The organism is Cohnella sp. CFH 77786, assembly GCF_019400745.1.
In the GTDB taxonomy this organism is placed as follows: domain Bacteria; phylum Bacillota; class Bacilli; order Paenibacillales; family Paenibacillaceae; genus Cohnella.
The window spans coordinates 251040-265960 of sequence record NZ_WJIB01000008.1 but is presented as its reverse complement, the minus strand read 5'-3'; the positions used below and the strand labels follow the sequence as shown (position 1 = coordinate 265960).

Annotated in this window: 13 protein-coding genes and 1 pseudogene; 9 read left to right on the top strand and 5 right to left on the bottom strand. The window is 58.1% G+C overall.

Going from position 1 to position 14921, the window contains the following annotated elements:
• Nucleotide 1 precedes the first annotated feature (1 nt).
• The 3 genes and pseudogenes from GE107_RS13700 to GE107_RS13690 form a co-directional block, all read right to left on the bottom strand.
• A pseudogene (locus tag GE107_RS13700) lies at nt 2-263 on the bottom strand (hypothetical protein); the annotation flags it as partial.
• Nucleotides 264-282: 19 nt separating this feature from the next.
• Complete coding sequence (locus GE107_RS13695) at nt 283-1878, bottom strand: response regulator (RefSeq protein WP_219640526.1); 1596 nt, start codon at nt 1876-1878, stop codon at nt 283-285.
• A complete protein-coding gene (locus GE107_RS13690) occupies nt 1853-3691 on the bottom strand; it encodes a sensor histidine kinase (protein ID WP_219640525.1) in 1839 nt (612 codons plus the stop codon). The genes GE107_RS13695 and GE107_RS13690 overlap by 26 nt, the downstream gene beginning before the upstream one ends.
• A 213-nt stretch (nt 3692-3904) precedes the next feature.
• On the opposite strand from GE107_RS13690, the gene GE107_RS13685 reads away from it, so the two are divergent.
• From GE107_RS13685 to GE107_RS13660, 6 genes are all read left to right on the top strand, one after another.
• Nucleotides 3905-5284, top strand: a complete 1380-nt coding sequence (locus GE107_RS13685; protein WP_219640524.1) for an ABC transporter substrate-binding protein — start codon at nt 3905-3907, stop codon at nt 5282-5284.
• A gap of 87 nt (nt 5285-5371) precedes the next feature.
• Complete coding sequence (locus GE107_RS13680; protein WP_219640523.1) at nt 5372-6259, top strand: carbohydrate ABC transporter permease; 888 nt, start codon at nt 5372-5374, stop codon at nt 6257-6259.
• Between the two features lie 13 nt (nt 6260-6272).
• Nucleotides 6273-7097 (top strand): carbohydrate ABC transporter permease, encoded by an 825-nt coding sequence (locus tag GE107_RS13675; RefSeq protein WP_219640522.1) that lies wholly within the window; start codon nt 6273-6275, stop codon nt 7095-7097.
• Between the two features lie 353 nt (nt 7098-7450).
• Nucleotides 7451-8410 carry an alpha/beta fold hydrolase gene (locus GE107_RS13670; protein ID WP_219640608.1) on the top strand — a complete coding sequence of 320 codons (960 nt, stop codon included), beginning with the start codon at nt 7451-7453 and terminating at the stop codon, nt 8408-8410.
• 133 nt (nt 8411-8543) lie between these two features.
• Nucleotides 8544-9272, top strand: coding sequence for a copper amine oxidase N-terminal domain-containing protein (locus GE107_RS13665; protein WP_219640521.1), 729 nt, complete (start codon nt 8544-8546; stop codon nt 9270-9272).
• A gap of 42 nt (nt 9273-9314) precedes the next feature.
• Nucleotides 9315-10226: an alpha/beta hydrolase family protein gene (locus tag GE107_RS13660; protein ID WP_219640520.1), complete on the top strand. Its 912-nt coding sequence runs from the start codon at nt 9315-9317 to the stop codon at nt 10224-10226.
• 50 nt (nt 10227-10276) lie between these two features.
• Here GE107_RS13660 and GE107_RS13655 read toward each other — a convergent pair whose 3' ends face one another.
• A complete protein-coding gene (locus tag GE107_RS13655) occupies nt 10277-10801 on the bottom strand; it encodes a shikimate kinase (RefSeq protein ID WP_219640607.1) in 525 nt (174 codons plus the stop codon).
• 222 nt (nt 10802-11023) lie between these two features.
• On the opposite strand from GE107_RS13655, the gene GE107_RS13650 reads away from it, so the two are divergent.
• Nucleotides 11024-12010 (top strand): cation diffusion facilitator family transporter, encoded by a 987-nt coding sequence (locus GE107_RS13650; protein ID WP_219640519.1) that lies wholly within the window; start codon nt 11024-11026, stop codon nt 12008-12010.
• A 55-nt stretch (nt 12011-12065) separates the two neighbouring features.
• Here GE107_RS13650 and GE107_RS13645 read toward each other — a convergent pair whose 3' ends face one another.
• Entirely contained in the window at nt 12066-12560 is a 495-nt protein-coding gene (locus GE107_RS13645; protein WP_370636412.1) for a spore coat protein, read from the bottom strand.
• A 173-nt stretch (nt 12561-12733) separates the two neighbouring features.
• On the opposite strand from GE107_RS13645, the gene GE107_RS13640 reads away from it, so the two are divergent.
• Nucleotides 12734-13159 carry an NfeD family protein gene (locus GE107_RS13640; protein WP_255570475.1) on the top strand — a complete coding sequence of 142 codons (426 nt, stop codon included), beginning with the start codon at nt 12734-12736 and terminating at the stop codon, nt 13157-13159.
• A gap of 4 nt (nt 13160-13163) precedes the next feature.
• Complete coding sequence (locus GE107_RS13635; RefSeq protein ID WP_219640517.1) at nt 13164-14102, top strand: SPFH domain-containing protein; 939 nt, start codon at nt 13164-13166, stop codon at nt 14100-14102.
• The last annotated feature ends 819 nt before the right edge of the window (nt 14103-14921 follow it).

Here is a 14921-nt window from a genome sequence, read left to right as displayed (position 1 = left end):
CTTATCCTTTGATGGATCCGACCCAAAGCCCCTTTGGCAAAATGCTTCTGCAAGAAAGGGTATACGAGCAAGGATCGGCAGGGTCGCTACGACGATAACCGCCATCTTCACTGCCTGATCCGGCGGCGGAACGGCGAAGTGCGAAGGATGATCATGTTGAATGCGTTGATGGACAACGGCAGCACAAGCGCGGCATAAGTATCGATCAATCCGAGCTCCTTCACGACAAGGAACGTCGGAATGAGCCCTCCGCTGAACAGCATAAACGACCGGACTCTCCAGCTAAATCGTGTTCCGGTACTGGTTCGGCGTCATCCCCGTGTACTTCTTGAACACCTGGAAGAAATACTTCTCGTCGTTATACCCGACCTTCAGGGCGATATCCCCGATCCGTTTGCTGTTATCCTTCAGCAGCAAGCAGGCATGCTCAATGCGGATCTTGTGCAGATAGTCCAAGAAACCGGTTTTCAGCTGCTGCTTGAACAGCAGGCTCAGGTAGCCGGGGGTAATGTAGACTTCGCCGGCGACGGACTCGCGGCTGATGTCCTTATCGTAGTTGTTCCGCACGTATTCGAGAATGGATTCGAACAATTTGTGGTTATGCTTCTTGGCATTCAGCTTTTCGCCGATCGAAGCTGCGGTATCGAGCAGCTCCGCGAAGATGGACCCGATGTTCGACTTGGCCAGCTTGGCCGTCATTTCCTGGAGCTCCTCGCCGAATATATCGCTGACTTCGATGTCTTTATCGATACAGAGGCGGTACAGAGCGAAATAGAGCGTAAAGCAATATTTCAGCAAGAGGTCCTTGGGGGTGCTTTCCGGTTTGAGCGCGTTCCGGAACAGCTCCAGCTTCTCTTGGAGCTGCTCCGATTCGCCGGACAAAATCGCTTGGATGACGGCTCTTTCCAACTGGATGGGGTAGGCGGCGTTCATCCATTCTTCGTCCGCCGCTTCCGTATAATCGACGATTTTGCCGGGGCCCATGTAATATTTGGCGTCCAACGCGTTTGCCGCGGCCGTATAGGAAGGCCTCGCGTGCCGGATATGCCGTCCCGTGCTCCCGATTCCGATCGAGACGCTCAGGCTCAGGAATTCCGATGCGTTCTTCCGAAGGGATTCCGCATAAGGGAGAAGATCCGCGGCCTCCATGGGCGCATCGGCGTTCCAGATGACGAGTATGTCGTCGTGGTATTCGAAGGCGGCTCCATGCAGGGGCGTAGCGATCGTCTCTTCGCTGATGTTCTTCAGCCCGTATTTCAGAAGCTCCAGATCGAACGATCCGTATTGTTTCTGGAGAGCGGTGAAGTTATCGATTTGAACGACCAGCACGCCGAAGAAGGCAGACGGAAATTGAAGTCCGCTGAGCTGCAGGTTCTCGAGCAATTTGTCGTAGGGCGGCATCTCGGCGGCGACCAGCCTGCCGAGCGTCTTCTCCTTCAAAAGAGGCAGGCTTTCCCGGAAGCCTTGTTTCAACCGTTCGAGGTTCCGGTCGTGCCGCCTCTCTTTCTCGATGTCCTCGATCAGATGCAAGACGGTGTCCAGGATTTCTTGCCGCCGGCTCGGCTTCAGCAAGTAGTCGCTCGCCCCCAGCGTAAGCGCCTTCTGCGCGTAAGTGAATTCGTTATATCCGCTCATGATGATGGATTTGATGCGGGGATACGTTTCTTTGACGGCCGCGATCAAGGCGAGTCCGTCCATTTCCGGCATCCGGATGTCCGTCAGCAGGATATCCACGCGATGGATTTTCAGCAGCTCCAAAGCTTCCAAGCCGTCGCGGGCTTCGGCGACGATCGCCACTTGATGCCGCTCCCAATCGATCAAGGATCGAATGCCCGTGCGAGCGCGTTCTTCGTCATCGACGATCATGAGATGGATCATGGCCTGCGTCCTCCTCCGGCATCGTTCGAGCGGGAACGATGAGCTCCACCCGGGTTCCGACGCCCGGTTCGCTCGCATAGTTCAATTCGTAATCGTCGCGATAGTAATGCCTCAGTCTCTGAATGACGTTCTGTACGGCGTAGCCGCCGGTGTCCGGCGAAGTATAGACGTCGTTGTCGCTGCGGATTTCCGTGATTTCCTTCAGCGTGGACGCTTCCATGCCGGAGCCGTCGTCCTCGATCGTAAACCGGAGGTATCCGGACTTCAGCTCGCCATTCACGCGTACTGTTCCGCCCTCGCGTTTGCGTTCGATCCCGTGGACCAGCGCATTCTCGATGAAAGGCTGCAGCGTCAGTTTGAGCAGAATATAAGAATCGAGCTCCGGCGGAATGTCGATCTCGTATCGCAGCTTGTTTTTGAATCGCATTTGCTGAAGCGACAGATACAGCCCGATCAGCTCTTTTTCCTTGGCGACGCTCGTAAAGCTTTTTCCGCGGTTCAAGCTGAGCCGGAACAGCCGGGACAGATTGATCACCATTTCGCTGATCCGCTCCTGACCGGCGCTTTCCGCTTCCCAGAAAATCGTGTCCAGCATGTTGTACAGGAAATGGGGGTTGATTTGCGATTGCAGCGCTTTGAACTCCGCTTCCTGTTCCTTTAACCGAAGAACGTACACGTCATCGACCAGCGATTTGATGCTCGCGACCATCGTGTTGTATCCCCGGCTCAGCAGGCCGATCTCATCCCGGTACTTCACTTCGACCTTCTCGTCGAATTGGCCGTTCTGGAACCGTTTCATGGATTGAAGCAAATTGCGGATCGGCGCGGTCAGGAAAGACGTCAACACCATCATCAGGGGAACGCTGAGGGCGAGGCAGGCCAGGATGATGACGGCGACCAGCAGCTTGATCGAATTCAATTCCTTGGTCAGGGAGCTCATGGGAACCGCGTAGAGGATCCGCCATCCGTTATTGATCTGGCTGTAGGAGAGCAGCAAATCTTCGCCGCCGATGTCGACCACTTTCGAAGACGCCTGAAGCGGGGCGGCGCTGCGGGCAAAGGCCAAATCGGGATCGTCCGCGCGGTAGAAGGGCTTGCCGGCGGCCAGCAAGGGTAACCCTTGTTCGTCGAGCAGCAGGATGCCATGCTCTTCGTCGTACAGATTTTTCAAATACTGGTTGCGGATCGTGTCCTTATTGACGCCGACGAAGATGAAACCGATGTTTTTTCCCGTCAGCGTACTGCGGATGATGCGGCTCATGCCGATTTTTTCTTTGCGGTTGTTTTCGATGAACACGTTGTTCCGATCGGTAAGCGGGAACCAATACGAAGCCCCGCTCAGAGCCAAGGTTCGGCGGTACGTCTCGCTTTGCCGGATCGCGTCGAACGAGCCGGAACCGCTGCTGCCGTCGGTGGCGACTTCGTGCAGCGGGGCGTTGTCTTGGCCGTAAAGAGCCAAATAGTCGAAATTGCCGGTGATCAGCATCTGATTCATGATCGAGGACATCGTGCCGGAATACAGGGCGGCCGACAAGTCGTTCTTGTCCGAATCCGGGACCTGAAGGCTGTTCTGCACCGCGGACGACAAGCTGAAGACGGTCACCCAATCGGCGATCGTCCGCTGCATGCCGGCGATGTTGTTGTCGATGACCTTGAGCACGGCCAGGTTCGTCGAGCTGACCTTTTTGACGATTTGGGATTCCGAGGTTTGAAAAGAGTAGTAGCCCAGCGTCAAAGCCACGATCGTAATCGGCATGAAAAAGAGGATCACGATCTTATGTTTCAGGCTCATGTTCAGAAAATAGGATGCCACGGCGCGCCCCCGCTTTCTTCATTTGTTCCCCGAAACGACGAAGACGTTTTACTTGTGTAGTTTAGCTTGCGAGGACGGGTTTCACAACCGCTTCGCCGTCCGATTCGATGATTTTAAACCTTATCCGTCTATTCTCTACTGACCCGCGTCCTTCCCTGTTGCTATGATGCTATCAAGAGCCTTATCCGGTTCATACACGAAGGGGGAAATCCGATGTCGAAGCTCAGCCTGAAAACCATGGTCTCCGCGCTCGCGGTCCTCATGACCGCCCTGATCGTCCTTACCGCATGCGGCGGCAAGAACGATAACGCCCAGGAATCGAGCCCTGCCGCATCCAGCCCGGCGGCAAGCGGCGGCGCGTCCGCCTCCGCTCCGGCCGAGAACGTCACGCTCCGCTTTTTCTCCAACCTGCCGGACCGCAAATCGGGACAAGGCTTGGCCGAACAAACGGTCATCGACAACTACGTGAAGGAAAACCCGAACGTCAAGATCGAAGTCGAGGCGCTCGCCGAAGAACCGTTCAAGAACAAATTAAAAGCTTACATGGCTTCCAACGAGCCGATAGACGTCACGATGGTCCACTTCGGCGCGGAGGTCGGCACGCTCGTATCGGCCGGCTGGGTGGAAGAGCTCAACCCGAAGGATTACGAAGGCGAACAGTACAACTTCCTGCCCGGCGTCTTCAAGGGCTTCACGTTCGACGGCAAGCTGTACGGCCTGCCGCGCAACAGCGACTACGAAGTGATTTATTACAACAAGAAGCTGTTCGACGATAACGGAATCAAAGTTCCGACGACGCTGGAAGAACTCGTCGATGCCGCCAAAGCGTTCCGCGCCAAGAACATCGAGCCGCTCTCCATGAACGGCAAAGACCTGTGGAGCCTCGCGCTGCTGTACCAGAACATCGCCCAGCGCATCAGCGGCGACCAAGCTTCGATCCTGGACGCCACCGCGGGCAAGAAGAAATTCGCGGACGATCCGGCTCTGCTCGAAGCGGCCAAATGGATGAAGAAGCTCGCCGACGAGAAAGTGTTCAACACCGCGTATATGACGATGGACTACGGCGCTTCGCAAAACCTGTTTACCCAAGGCAAAGCCGCCATGTGGTACATGGGCTCCTGGGAAGCGGGCATGGCCGCCAACCAGCAGCTGTCCGAAGAGTTCCGCAAGAACCTCGGCGTGATCAAGTTCCCGACCGTCGCCGGAGGCAAAGGCAAGGACACCGACCTGCTGGCGTGGAACGGCGGAGGTTACGCCCTGGTCAAAGCCTCCCAGCATAAAGAAGAAGCCAAAAAATTCTTCAACTACCTGATGAGCGCGAACCAATGGGCCAAAGTCGCTTGGGATACCGGCGCCGCGGTGCCGGCCCAGAAGTACACGCTGACCGGCAAAGAAACGGAAGTCCAGAAGCAGCTGGCCGACATTCAGTTGAATGCGACTTCGACGGCGGGCATGACGTATATCGACGCAAGCTCGGCCGCTTACAAGGACGCGACCCAGAATGCGATCGGCAAGCTGGTGACCGGCGCGGATTCGCCCGAGAAATTCATGGAAGAGATGCAAGCGGCCGCCGATGCCGCCAATAAGAAATAAGAGGCACAATCACAATGGAAAAGGGCAGATCAAGTCCCGTCTGCCCTTTTCGATTTTATCCGGGGTTATCTGGAGGGAGTGAGATTTATGCATCGAGTATTGCGCGACAAGCTGGCGATCGCGATCTTCGTCCTGCCGGGACTTGCCTTCTTCGTCCTGACTTTCGTAGCGCCGATTCTCCTAAGCGGGTATTATTCGCTTACCGATACGCTCGGGCCGGGTACGGACGTGAAGATGATCGGGCTGGACAACTACCTGGAGCTGTTCCATGACGAGCGGTTCTGGCTGGCGCTTCGCAACGCGCTGCTGCTCGGAGCGGGTTTCGTCATTTTGCAGCATCCCGTCTGCATCGCGTTCGCCGTGCTGCTCGATCGGATCGGCGGCAAGGCGGAAAAATGGTTTCGGACGATTTTCTTTATACCCTGCGTCATTTCGGTCGTGGTGATTTCCCGGATGTGGCTTTCGCTTCTTGATCCTACATTCGGCATGTTCAACAAAGTATTGGCCGGCATCGGCCTCAGCTCTTGGCAGCATGTGTGGCTGGGCGATCCGAAGACCGCGCTGGGCTCTCTCCTGGGGATACTCATCTGGGCAGGTTTCGGATGGGGGTTGCTGTTCTACTATGCCGGCGTGAAGGGCATTCCGGAAGAGCTCTACGAAGCGGCCCGGCTGGACGGTGCGACGGGACTGAAGCTTCATCTCCGGATCACGGTGCCCCTGTTGTCTCCGGTGATTTCCGTTCAAGTGACCTTGGCGATCATTACCGCCCTGAAGCAGATGGAGACGGTGTTCCTGACGACCAACGGCGGTCCGGGAGACTCGACGCAATTCCTGGCGGTATACCTGTACAATCAAGCGTTTGCCGCAAGCCGGTACGGTTACGCGAACGCGATTTCGATCCTGTTCATCGTCGTTTGCCTGATCGCGACCTACTTGTCCAACCAATTCATCCGCGACAAAAGCACGGAATACTAAGGGGGAGAAGGACATGAGCACAACTCGGAAAAAGGTCCTGTGGGCGTTCTTCCTCTTGGTGGCGTTCGTGCAGCTGTTTCCGCTCATTTGGCTGCTCAATTTCTCGATCGTGGACGCCAATGCGTTTTTTTCCAGCAAAATCTTGCTCTGGCCCGAGGTTCCGAAGTGGCATAACTATGTCAACGCTTGGGTCGACGGCAAGTTTCCGAAATATTTCCTGAACAGCCTGATCGTCACGGGCTCCACCATCGTGCTTACGGTCGTCATGTCGATCTCGCTTGCGTACGCGTTCACCCGCATGCATTGGAAGTGGCGCAGCTTCTTCTATACGGTCATTCTGCTCGGCATCATGATTCCGATCCATGCGACGCTGCTGCCCAATTTCGCGATCTTCAAGGCGCTGGGGCTGACCGATTCCTATTGGGGACTCATTCTTCCGTACACCGCGGTGTCGGTGCCACTGAGCACGTTCATCTTAACGGGTTTCATGCGCAGCATCCCCTCCGCGATGGAGGAATCCGCCGTCATGGACGGAGCCAGCATCTACCGGATCGTGTTCCAGATCATTCTTCCGCTCACGATGCCCGCCGTCGTGACGGTCGCCGTGACGACGTTCCTCACGTGCTGGAACGAATTCATCATGGCCGCGACGTTCATCAGCAAAGACTCGCTCAAGACGCTGCCGTTCTCCGTGATGAACTTCGCCGGCTTGTACTCGTCGGATTACGGCTCGCAGTTCGCCGTCATGGTGCTGACCTCCGTGCCCGCGATCGTCATCTACGCCATGTTTAACGAGAAAATCACGAAGGGCGTTACTGCCGGCGCCGTGAAGGGCTAAGGGCAGGTACGGCCTTGGGTTGGGAAGCGAACGGGATGCCGCAGGCGTCCTCCGTTCGCTTTTTTTTCTACCGCTGACCAATTCGCTTACGGCACACATGCCAAGCAGTTTCTGATGGTGATGTCAAGCGGCAGGGCGACTTTTCGGCAGAATCCCCAAGATTCTATTCGAAATGGAATACCCTGGTCCGCGCACAAGAAAGCCGCTCTCGGTCCCTAACCTCCCGTGCCCGCACTTTAAGCCGCGCTCACCGGCTTCTCTTGTCGTTTTGCCTTGACGGATGCCCTTCCGCTGGATTTAAATAACATCGAATGGGATGACTCACCAACCAAGTCAGGAAGGATTGATGGATGATGCCGTTAGTCGACATGCCTTTGGCACAGCTTTACGAGTACAAGGGGGTCAACCCGCGCCCGGCGGATTTCGATGCGTATTGGGAGAAAGCGCTTACCGAAATGCGCGCCGTCGACCCGCAGGTGGAAATGGTCCCAAGCGCGTTCCAGACCCCGCAATGCGAGTGCTTCGATCTCTATTTCACGGGGGTCCGCGGCGCGAGAATCCACGCGAAATATTTGCGTCCGAAGAACGTGCCCGAGCCGCATCCGGCGGTGGTGCTGTTCCACGGGTATACCGGTAACGCCGGGGACTGGAGCGACAAGCTCGCCTACGCGTCCCTCGGCTTCTCCGTGCTGGCCATGGACTGCCGGGGACAGGGCGGTTCTTCCGAGGACAGCGGCGGGGTCAAAGGCAACACGCATCATGGGCATATCGTCCGAGGGTTGGACGATCATCCGGACCATTTGCTGTTCCGGCATATCTTCCTGGACGCGGCGCAGCTGGCGGGAATCGCCATCGCATTGCCCGAGGTCGATCCGAACCGCGTTTACGCGGCCGGAGGATCGCAGGGCGGCGCATTGACGATCGCTTGCGCGGCGCTCGAGCCCCGAATCAAGAAGCTCGCTCCTGTCTTCCCGTTTCTCTGCGATTACAAACGCGTATGGGAGATGGACCTGGCGAAGGACGCCTATCAGGAGCTTCGGACGTATTTCCGGTTGTTCGATCCGCTCCATGAACGGGAAGAAGAGATATTCACCAAGCTGGGATACATCGACTTGCAGTTTCTGGCCGACCGAATCCAAGGCGAGGTGCTCATGTTCGTCGGTCTGATGGACACGATCTGCCCGCCTTCCACCCAGTTTGCCGCCTATAACAAAATCAAAGCGCCCAAACGGCTCGCCATTTATCCCGATTTCGGCCATGAAGGCTTGCCGGGCTCGTCGGACCGCACGATCCGGTTCTTCCTGGAGTCCTGAAGCCTCGCGGCGATTCGAACGTTTCGTTTTGTTGGACAAAGATCGCATCAAATCATCCAAGGCCTGAACGCTTTGCGCTCCTGAAACGTAATACGGGCATGCGAATGACATCCGTACCGAAGGAGTGACCCCTGTGATACCGATCAAACCGAAATTATGGATCTTCACATCCCTCGCGGTCATGCTGGCCGTTGCGCCCGGACTTGCCGCCGCAGCCGGTGCCGCGCCCCAAGCTGCCGCAGCGGCGGAGCGGAGCGTACCGTCCGGCTACGTGCCCGTCCGCGCCATAGCCGAAGCGCTGGGCTCGAAGATCGAGTGGGAAGCGGCCAAGCGGAACATTACGGTATCGCGAGATGCCGCCGTCCTGGTAATGACTTTAGGAAGCGGGCAGGCGCTTCTGAACGGCAAACCGGTCAAAGCCGGCGGCGTCCCGGTTTCCGTGGGCGACCGTGCGTACGTACCGCTCGAACTCCTCCACACCGCATTCGGCGGCAGCTTCCAATGGGACGAAGCCGCAAAGGAATTGCGGTTTGACAAGGACGATTTCGCCGGTCTGGCCACCGCCTATCTCCATCGGCTTTACGCCGGCGAATACGGGAAGCTTGCGGCTCTCATGAGCCCGCAGCTGCGTCAGGCGCTCTCCGCCCCGGTTCTGGCAAGCATCTCGGAAAGCTATCCGAAGCTGTACGGCAGTCCGGCCATGCGGGTTTCGGCTTCCGTCGAGAAGAGCGGCGTACATACGAACGCGAAGCTTGTCTATGCGACGGACGGAGCCCCCGTGCAGATCACCGTCCGATTCGATCGCGCCGGTTTGGTAGACGACCTCGAATTCACTCCCTATGAACCGGCCCCGGCTTATTAGAAGCCGGCTTACGACAACGGCAATTACCGGGAACAAGAAGTCGTGATCGGCGAAGGGGAATTCGCCCTCCCGGGAACGTTGACCGTGCCTGCCGGGGACGGACCTTACCCGGTTGCGATTCTGGTTCACGGCTCCGGACCGCACGACCGGGATTCGACGATCGGGGGAACGAAGGTTTTCAAGGATTTGGCGGCCGGCCTCGCTTCGCAAGGAATCGCGGTTCTCCGGTACGAGAAGGTAACCGAGGAGCATACGTTCAAGGTCGCGATGCAGCCGAAATTCACCCTCGCGAACGAAACCGTGGACGACGTCTTCCGCGCGGCGAAGCTGCTCAAAACCAGAATAGAAATCGATCCGGCCCGAATTTATGTCATCGGCCACAGCCAAGGCGGCTTCGCGGTGCCGATGATGTTCGGCCGCGACGCCGCGGGCGATCTGGCCGGCGCCGTCCTTCTTTCCGCGCCCAGCCAATCGTTCGCGGAGGTGATGGTGGAGCAGCAGCATAACGTGTTGGAGCGGATGGAGGAGCTGGGATTGCCGGCCGAGGCGATCCAAGCCCAGAAGCAGACGGCGTCCATGGTCGAAACGGCGTCCAAAATGCTGAACGACCGCACCTACTCGACGGATAACTTGCCGGCGCGATTCCCGTTCCAACCCGCCTATTGGTGGTACGAACAGCGGGATTACGTCCCGGCGGCCGTCGCGGCGATCCAAACGAAGCCGATGCTGATCCTGCAGGGCGAGAACGATTGGCAAGTATCGATGAAGCAGTTCCAGGTCTGGAAGGATGCCCTGAAGAATCGAACAGGCGTCGAATTCGCGTCCTATCCGAAGGTGAACCATTTGCTGACGGAATACGACGGCATGTCCGTCGGCATGGAATATGGGACTCCGGCCCATGTGTCGCCAGCCATCGTTCGGGATATCGGGAAATGGATTCTGAAGCGGAAATGAAGCCCGGTGATACGAAACGCCCGCTCCCTGACCGGGAACGGGCGTTGCTCTTATCTCTTGCCTGCCGTCATGGCGAACCGGACGATCCGGTCGGCCACCGCTTCAGGCGTCAATCCGTCGGTGCGAACGGTGCAATGGCTGAGCCGGTAGGCGGCTTGCCGGGCGTCGAACAAGGCTTTGACTTCTTCCGGAGACTTGTTCTGGAGAATGGGCCGTCCTTCGATGAGCAGGTGATGCCGCTGAATCCAACTCTCCCAGCCGATTTCGAGAAACACAACGATAGACGTCGACAGACAGGCTCTCCGGACCTCTTCCTGCATGAAGGCTCCTCCGCCGAGAGACACGATTTTCTCCCGGGAGCCGCGGCATAGATCGACGATGAATTCCCTCTCCAGGCGGCGGAATTCCGGTTCGCCAAGCGTCGCGAAAATCTCGGTGACGGGTTTGCCGTGCCGTCTCTCGATTTCATGGTCCGCGTCGACGAATTCGCGGGACAGGTTGTCCGCGAGAAGACGGCCGACGGTCGTTTTGCCGCAGCCCATGAAACCGGTCAGCACGATATTCGTGTCCGGCATCGAATCCAGCGCGTCCGACAAGATGGCTGATCACTCTTTTCCGTAGGGTACCCCCATTATATGCGGAATCGGCATGCCGTTCAATCGGTTTGCCCGTCTGCCCGCCTCGACTCCAGGGTTACTCCTTCCTCAACGATGAAACGATTATCCAAGGAACGCGTATGTAAAGGTTAGCATTCCCGAGCAAGGACGGGGCATCGCTTAGGAGGAATATCGTTCTAGATGGACTCGGAAACGGCTCAAGTCTCATTCTGGCAACTTGTGAAAAAAGGAAACACTTCTTCGGCCGTCGCGGCGTTCGGCAACGCTTTTCTGGCGGTGGCCAAAGGGGCGGCGGCGGCGGTCACGGGCAACGGCGCCATGTTCGCGTCGGCCATGCACTCGATCGCGGACGCGATCAACCAGGCGTTCGTCTTCATCGGCAGCGTGCTTGCCGAGCGGAAGGCGAGCCGCAGGTTCCCGGCCGGCTTCGGCAGGGTCATCAACCTGTTCTGCATGGTTGCCGTGCTTGTCGTCACGTTCATGGCGTACGAGACGATCCGGGAAGGGATCCACCTTCTTCGCGAACCCGTCCATTCCACCGGCTTCTGGATCAATCTTGGCGTCCTGCTGCTTACCATGGGGATCGACGGATACGTTCTCGTCAAAGCCATGAAGGAAATCGTACGCGAAACGCGCGCGGAAGCAAGCGGATTCGCCGTCATAGCCGCCGCGTTCCGCAACGTGAATCGTGCCGCGCCGCCCACTCGGCTCGTCTTTTACGAAGATCTCGTCGCGACGTTGGGAGCGGTGCTGGCGCTTGGTTCCGTCGTCGTGGCGACCTTCACGGACTTCGCCATGATCGACGGCGCTGCTACGATCGCGATCGGATGCTTGATGGTGCTGGTGGCATTCCGCGTCGGATACGACAATATGGCGGGTTTGATCGGCGTCGCCGCGCCCCTGGTAGTGGAAGACAAGGTGGCTGCCATCATTCTGTCGGATAAAGACGTCACCGACATTTTCAAAATGAGAGTGCTGCAGGAGGGGCGCTACTACCACGTGGAAGGGATGATCGAGCTCAGGCCCGGTTTGTCGCTGGCCGACGCGGACGACATCAAGTTCAAGGTCATGGACAAGCTGCTGGCGGATCCGGACATCTCGGACGTGACGATCGGCATCCTGGAAGACAACGGGGTCCGCAACTGGAAGCCGGACCGCGAAGGGTAACGACACGAATGCAAAAAAACCGCCTCCCGGCGGTTTTTTCGCATTCGGGCGTCGATTACGAGGACAGGGCGGCTTGGGCCGATTTCTGGTCGTTCGCGAGCAGGCGGTCCAATTGGTAGGCGGGGTACAGGCCCCGTTCATGCATGAAGGCAAACGTTTTGCCGTGCAGCTGGATAGCCTTCAGCAGGTGCTTCTGGAACGTCTCGCGCAGCGCGGGCGTCGCCGTTTCCGTGATCGCAATCGCGTAGTTGCGCACGGCTGACTTGGCGTATCCCAGCAGGTGTCCGGCGAAGAAGGCGGTCATATCCGCGCCCTTAGCGGCTCTCATTTCCGCCTTCGGAGCCATCGGATAATAAGGGAGAAGATCCCGCAAGTTCTGCTCGGTTCCTTGGATCGCCTCGGTATACAGAGCTTTGAGCGCGGGGTCCTGTACGTTCGGGAGATGCATCTTGAATCCCGTCAAATGGTTGGCTTGCGAAGCGACCAATTCGTGCATTTCCAACGTTTCATGCCAGGCAAGGTGCTGCTTGGCTCTGGAGTTGTCGGACAAAATCGTATCCCTCCATCAGGTTGTTGATGGAATAACATATGCCTATTTCGGGGGATGGGAAGTTGTCCTCCGGCCGAACGTTCCGGATTTTCGTCATGTCCGCCGCCCATGGCTCGTATACTGTGGTGAAAAGGCTTCGGACTCTACGGGCGGGGATGCGTGGACCGGTGGACATGTGGGCGGTATGGCTGCTGGTCGGCGCGGCGCTGATCGCGGCCGAAATGCTGACGTTGACGTTTTATTTGCTTTGGCTGGGGATCGGCGCGTTGGCCGCCGCCGGGGTCGGGTTCCTTGTGCCTGGCAGCAGCCTGTACGCCCAGCTCCTTACGGCCGCGTCAGCGGCTCTGCTGCTGACCTTGCTCACCAAACCGCTAACCCGCAGGCTTCGACGCGGCCGGGGATACGAGGACGCGATCGACCGGATAGTCGGCCGGGAAGGGCTGGTCGTGGAGCCGATCGAACCGGGCAAGCCGGGGATCGTCAAAGTCGCCGGGGAAACGTGGAGCGCGACCGCGGATACGCCGCTGACGGCAGGCGAAACGGTCGAGGTCGTGAAGCGGGGGACGGCCGTATTGGAAGTAAGGAAAAAAGGAGGCTGACCGGATGGCAGGGCTCATCGTCGCGATCGCCGCGGTGCTGCTCGCGGCTCTGTTCGTCGCGTTATCGCTCAAAATCGTCCCCCAGCAGCAGGTGGGCGTGGTAGAACGGCTGGGGAAATACAATCGCCTGCTCACGCCGGGGATCAATCTCCTCATTCCGGTCATCGACTATGTCCGGGTGTACCACGATTTGCGGATCCAGCAGGCCAACGTGCCCCCGCAGACGGTCATCACGAAGGACAACGTGCAGGTCCAGATCGACACGATCATTTTCTACCAGGTGGTGGCGCCGGATCAGGCGACCTACGGCATTTCCGACTATGTGAACGGCGTCCGCAACATCACGACGGCGACGCTGAGGCAGATCATCGGCAAAATGGAGCTGGACGAAACGCTGTCGGGCCGCGAGAAAATCTCGACGGAGATCCGGCTCGCCCTGGACGAAGCGACGGAAAAATGGGGCGTCCGCATCGAACGGGTCGAGGTGCTCGACATCCGCCCGCCGGCCGACATCCAGGAAGCGATGGATAAGCAGATGAAAGCCGAGCGCAACAAGCGCGCGATGGTATTGGCGGCGGAAGCGGCGAAGCAGGATATGATCCTTCGGGCCGAAGGCGACAAGCAGAGCAAAATCCTCAAGGCGGAAGGCGACAAGGAAGCCCGCATCCGCGAAGCGGAGGGGCTGAGGCAGGCGCAGGAGCTGGAGGCGCTCGGCCGGGCGAAGGCGATCGAGGCGGTGGCGGAAGCGGAGAAAACGCGCGTCGAGCTGCTCCGGACGGCTGGGCTCGACGAGAAGGTGCTCGCCTATCGATCCTTCGAAGCGTTAGGCGAAATCGCCAAAGGCCCGGCGAACAAAGTCTTTCTGCCGGTACGCGCCGTGGAAGCGTTGGGCGGCGTCGGCGCGATCGGCGAGCTGTTCAAGGCGGAACCGGAACGGAAATAAGGGATGGCAGGAGGGAAAGACGCTCTAAACGGGCGTCTTTCTTTTCCTCTGTGCCAAGAGGGCGACGAAGCCGCTTTTACTTGTGAAATGATAGAGTTTATAAGTTTTCGGGGGGAGGGTAATGGTCGTGATCGTTTGAGGGAGGAGTTAACTTGGGAGCGTGGGAGTGCGTGGGAGTGTCGGGGGGTGAGATAAGCTCGCGAGAGGAGCTTAACGTGAGCGTGGGAGTGCCGGGGGCGAGATAAGCTCGCGGGAGGAGCTTAACGTGGGAGCGTGGGAGCGCCGGGGGCGAGATAAGCTCGCGGGAGGAGCTTAACGTGGGAGCGTGGGAGTGCCGGGGGTGAGATAAGCTCGCGGGAGGAGCTTAACGTGAGCGTGGGAGTGCCGGGGGCGAGATAAGCTCGCGGGAGGAGCTTAACGTGAGCGTGGGAGTGCCGGGGGCGAGATAAGCTCGCGGGAGGAGCTTAACGTTCGAGTAAGGAGGTACGAGGGGGCAGGAGGTCCGGATACGAAGAATGTGTTTGGGGTAATGTGGAACGAACGCTATCCAGGGTAAAGGACAAGTCCCGCTCCCGCGCCTTCGCTTGGGCTACGCCTTCAAGCAAAACGAAATCAAATCGGGCGGGCGTTGATGCAACTCTGATTGATCTTTGTTAAAACGTCTATTCGTCCTGGAAGGACGGCGTAGCCGGTTTCTTGTTGATTCAGCAAGGATGAGATCCGCCATCCTTTGCCTGAATCACCTCCGATAAAACGTCTATCCGTCCGCAAAGGACGGTGTAGCCGTTTTATTTGTTTTGCATTATATTCGTTTTGTTA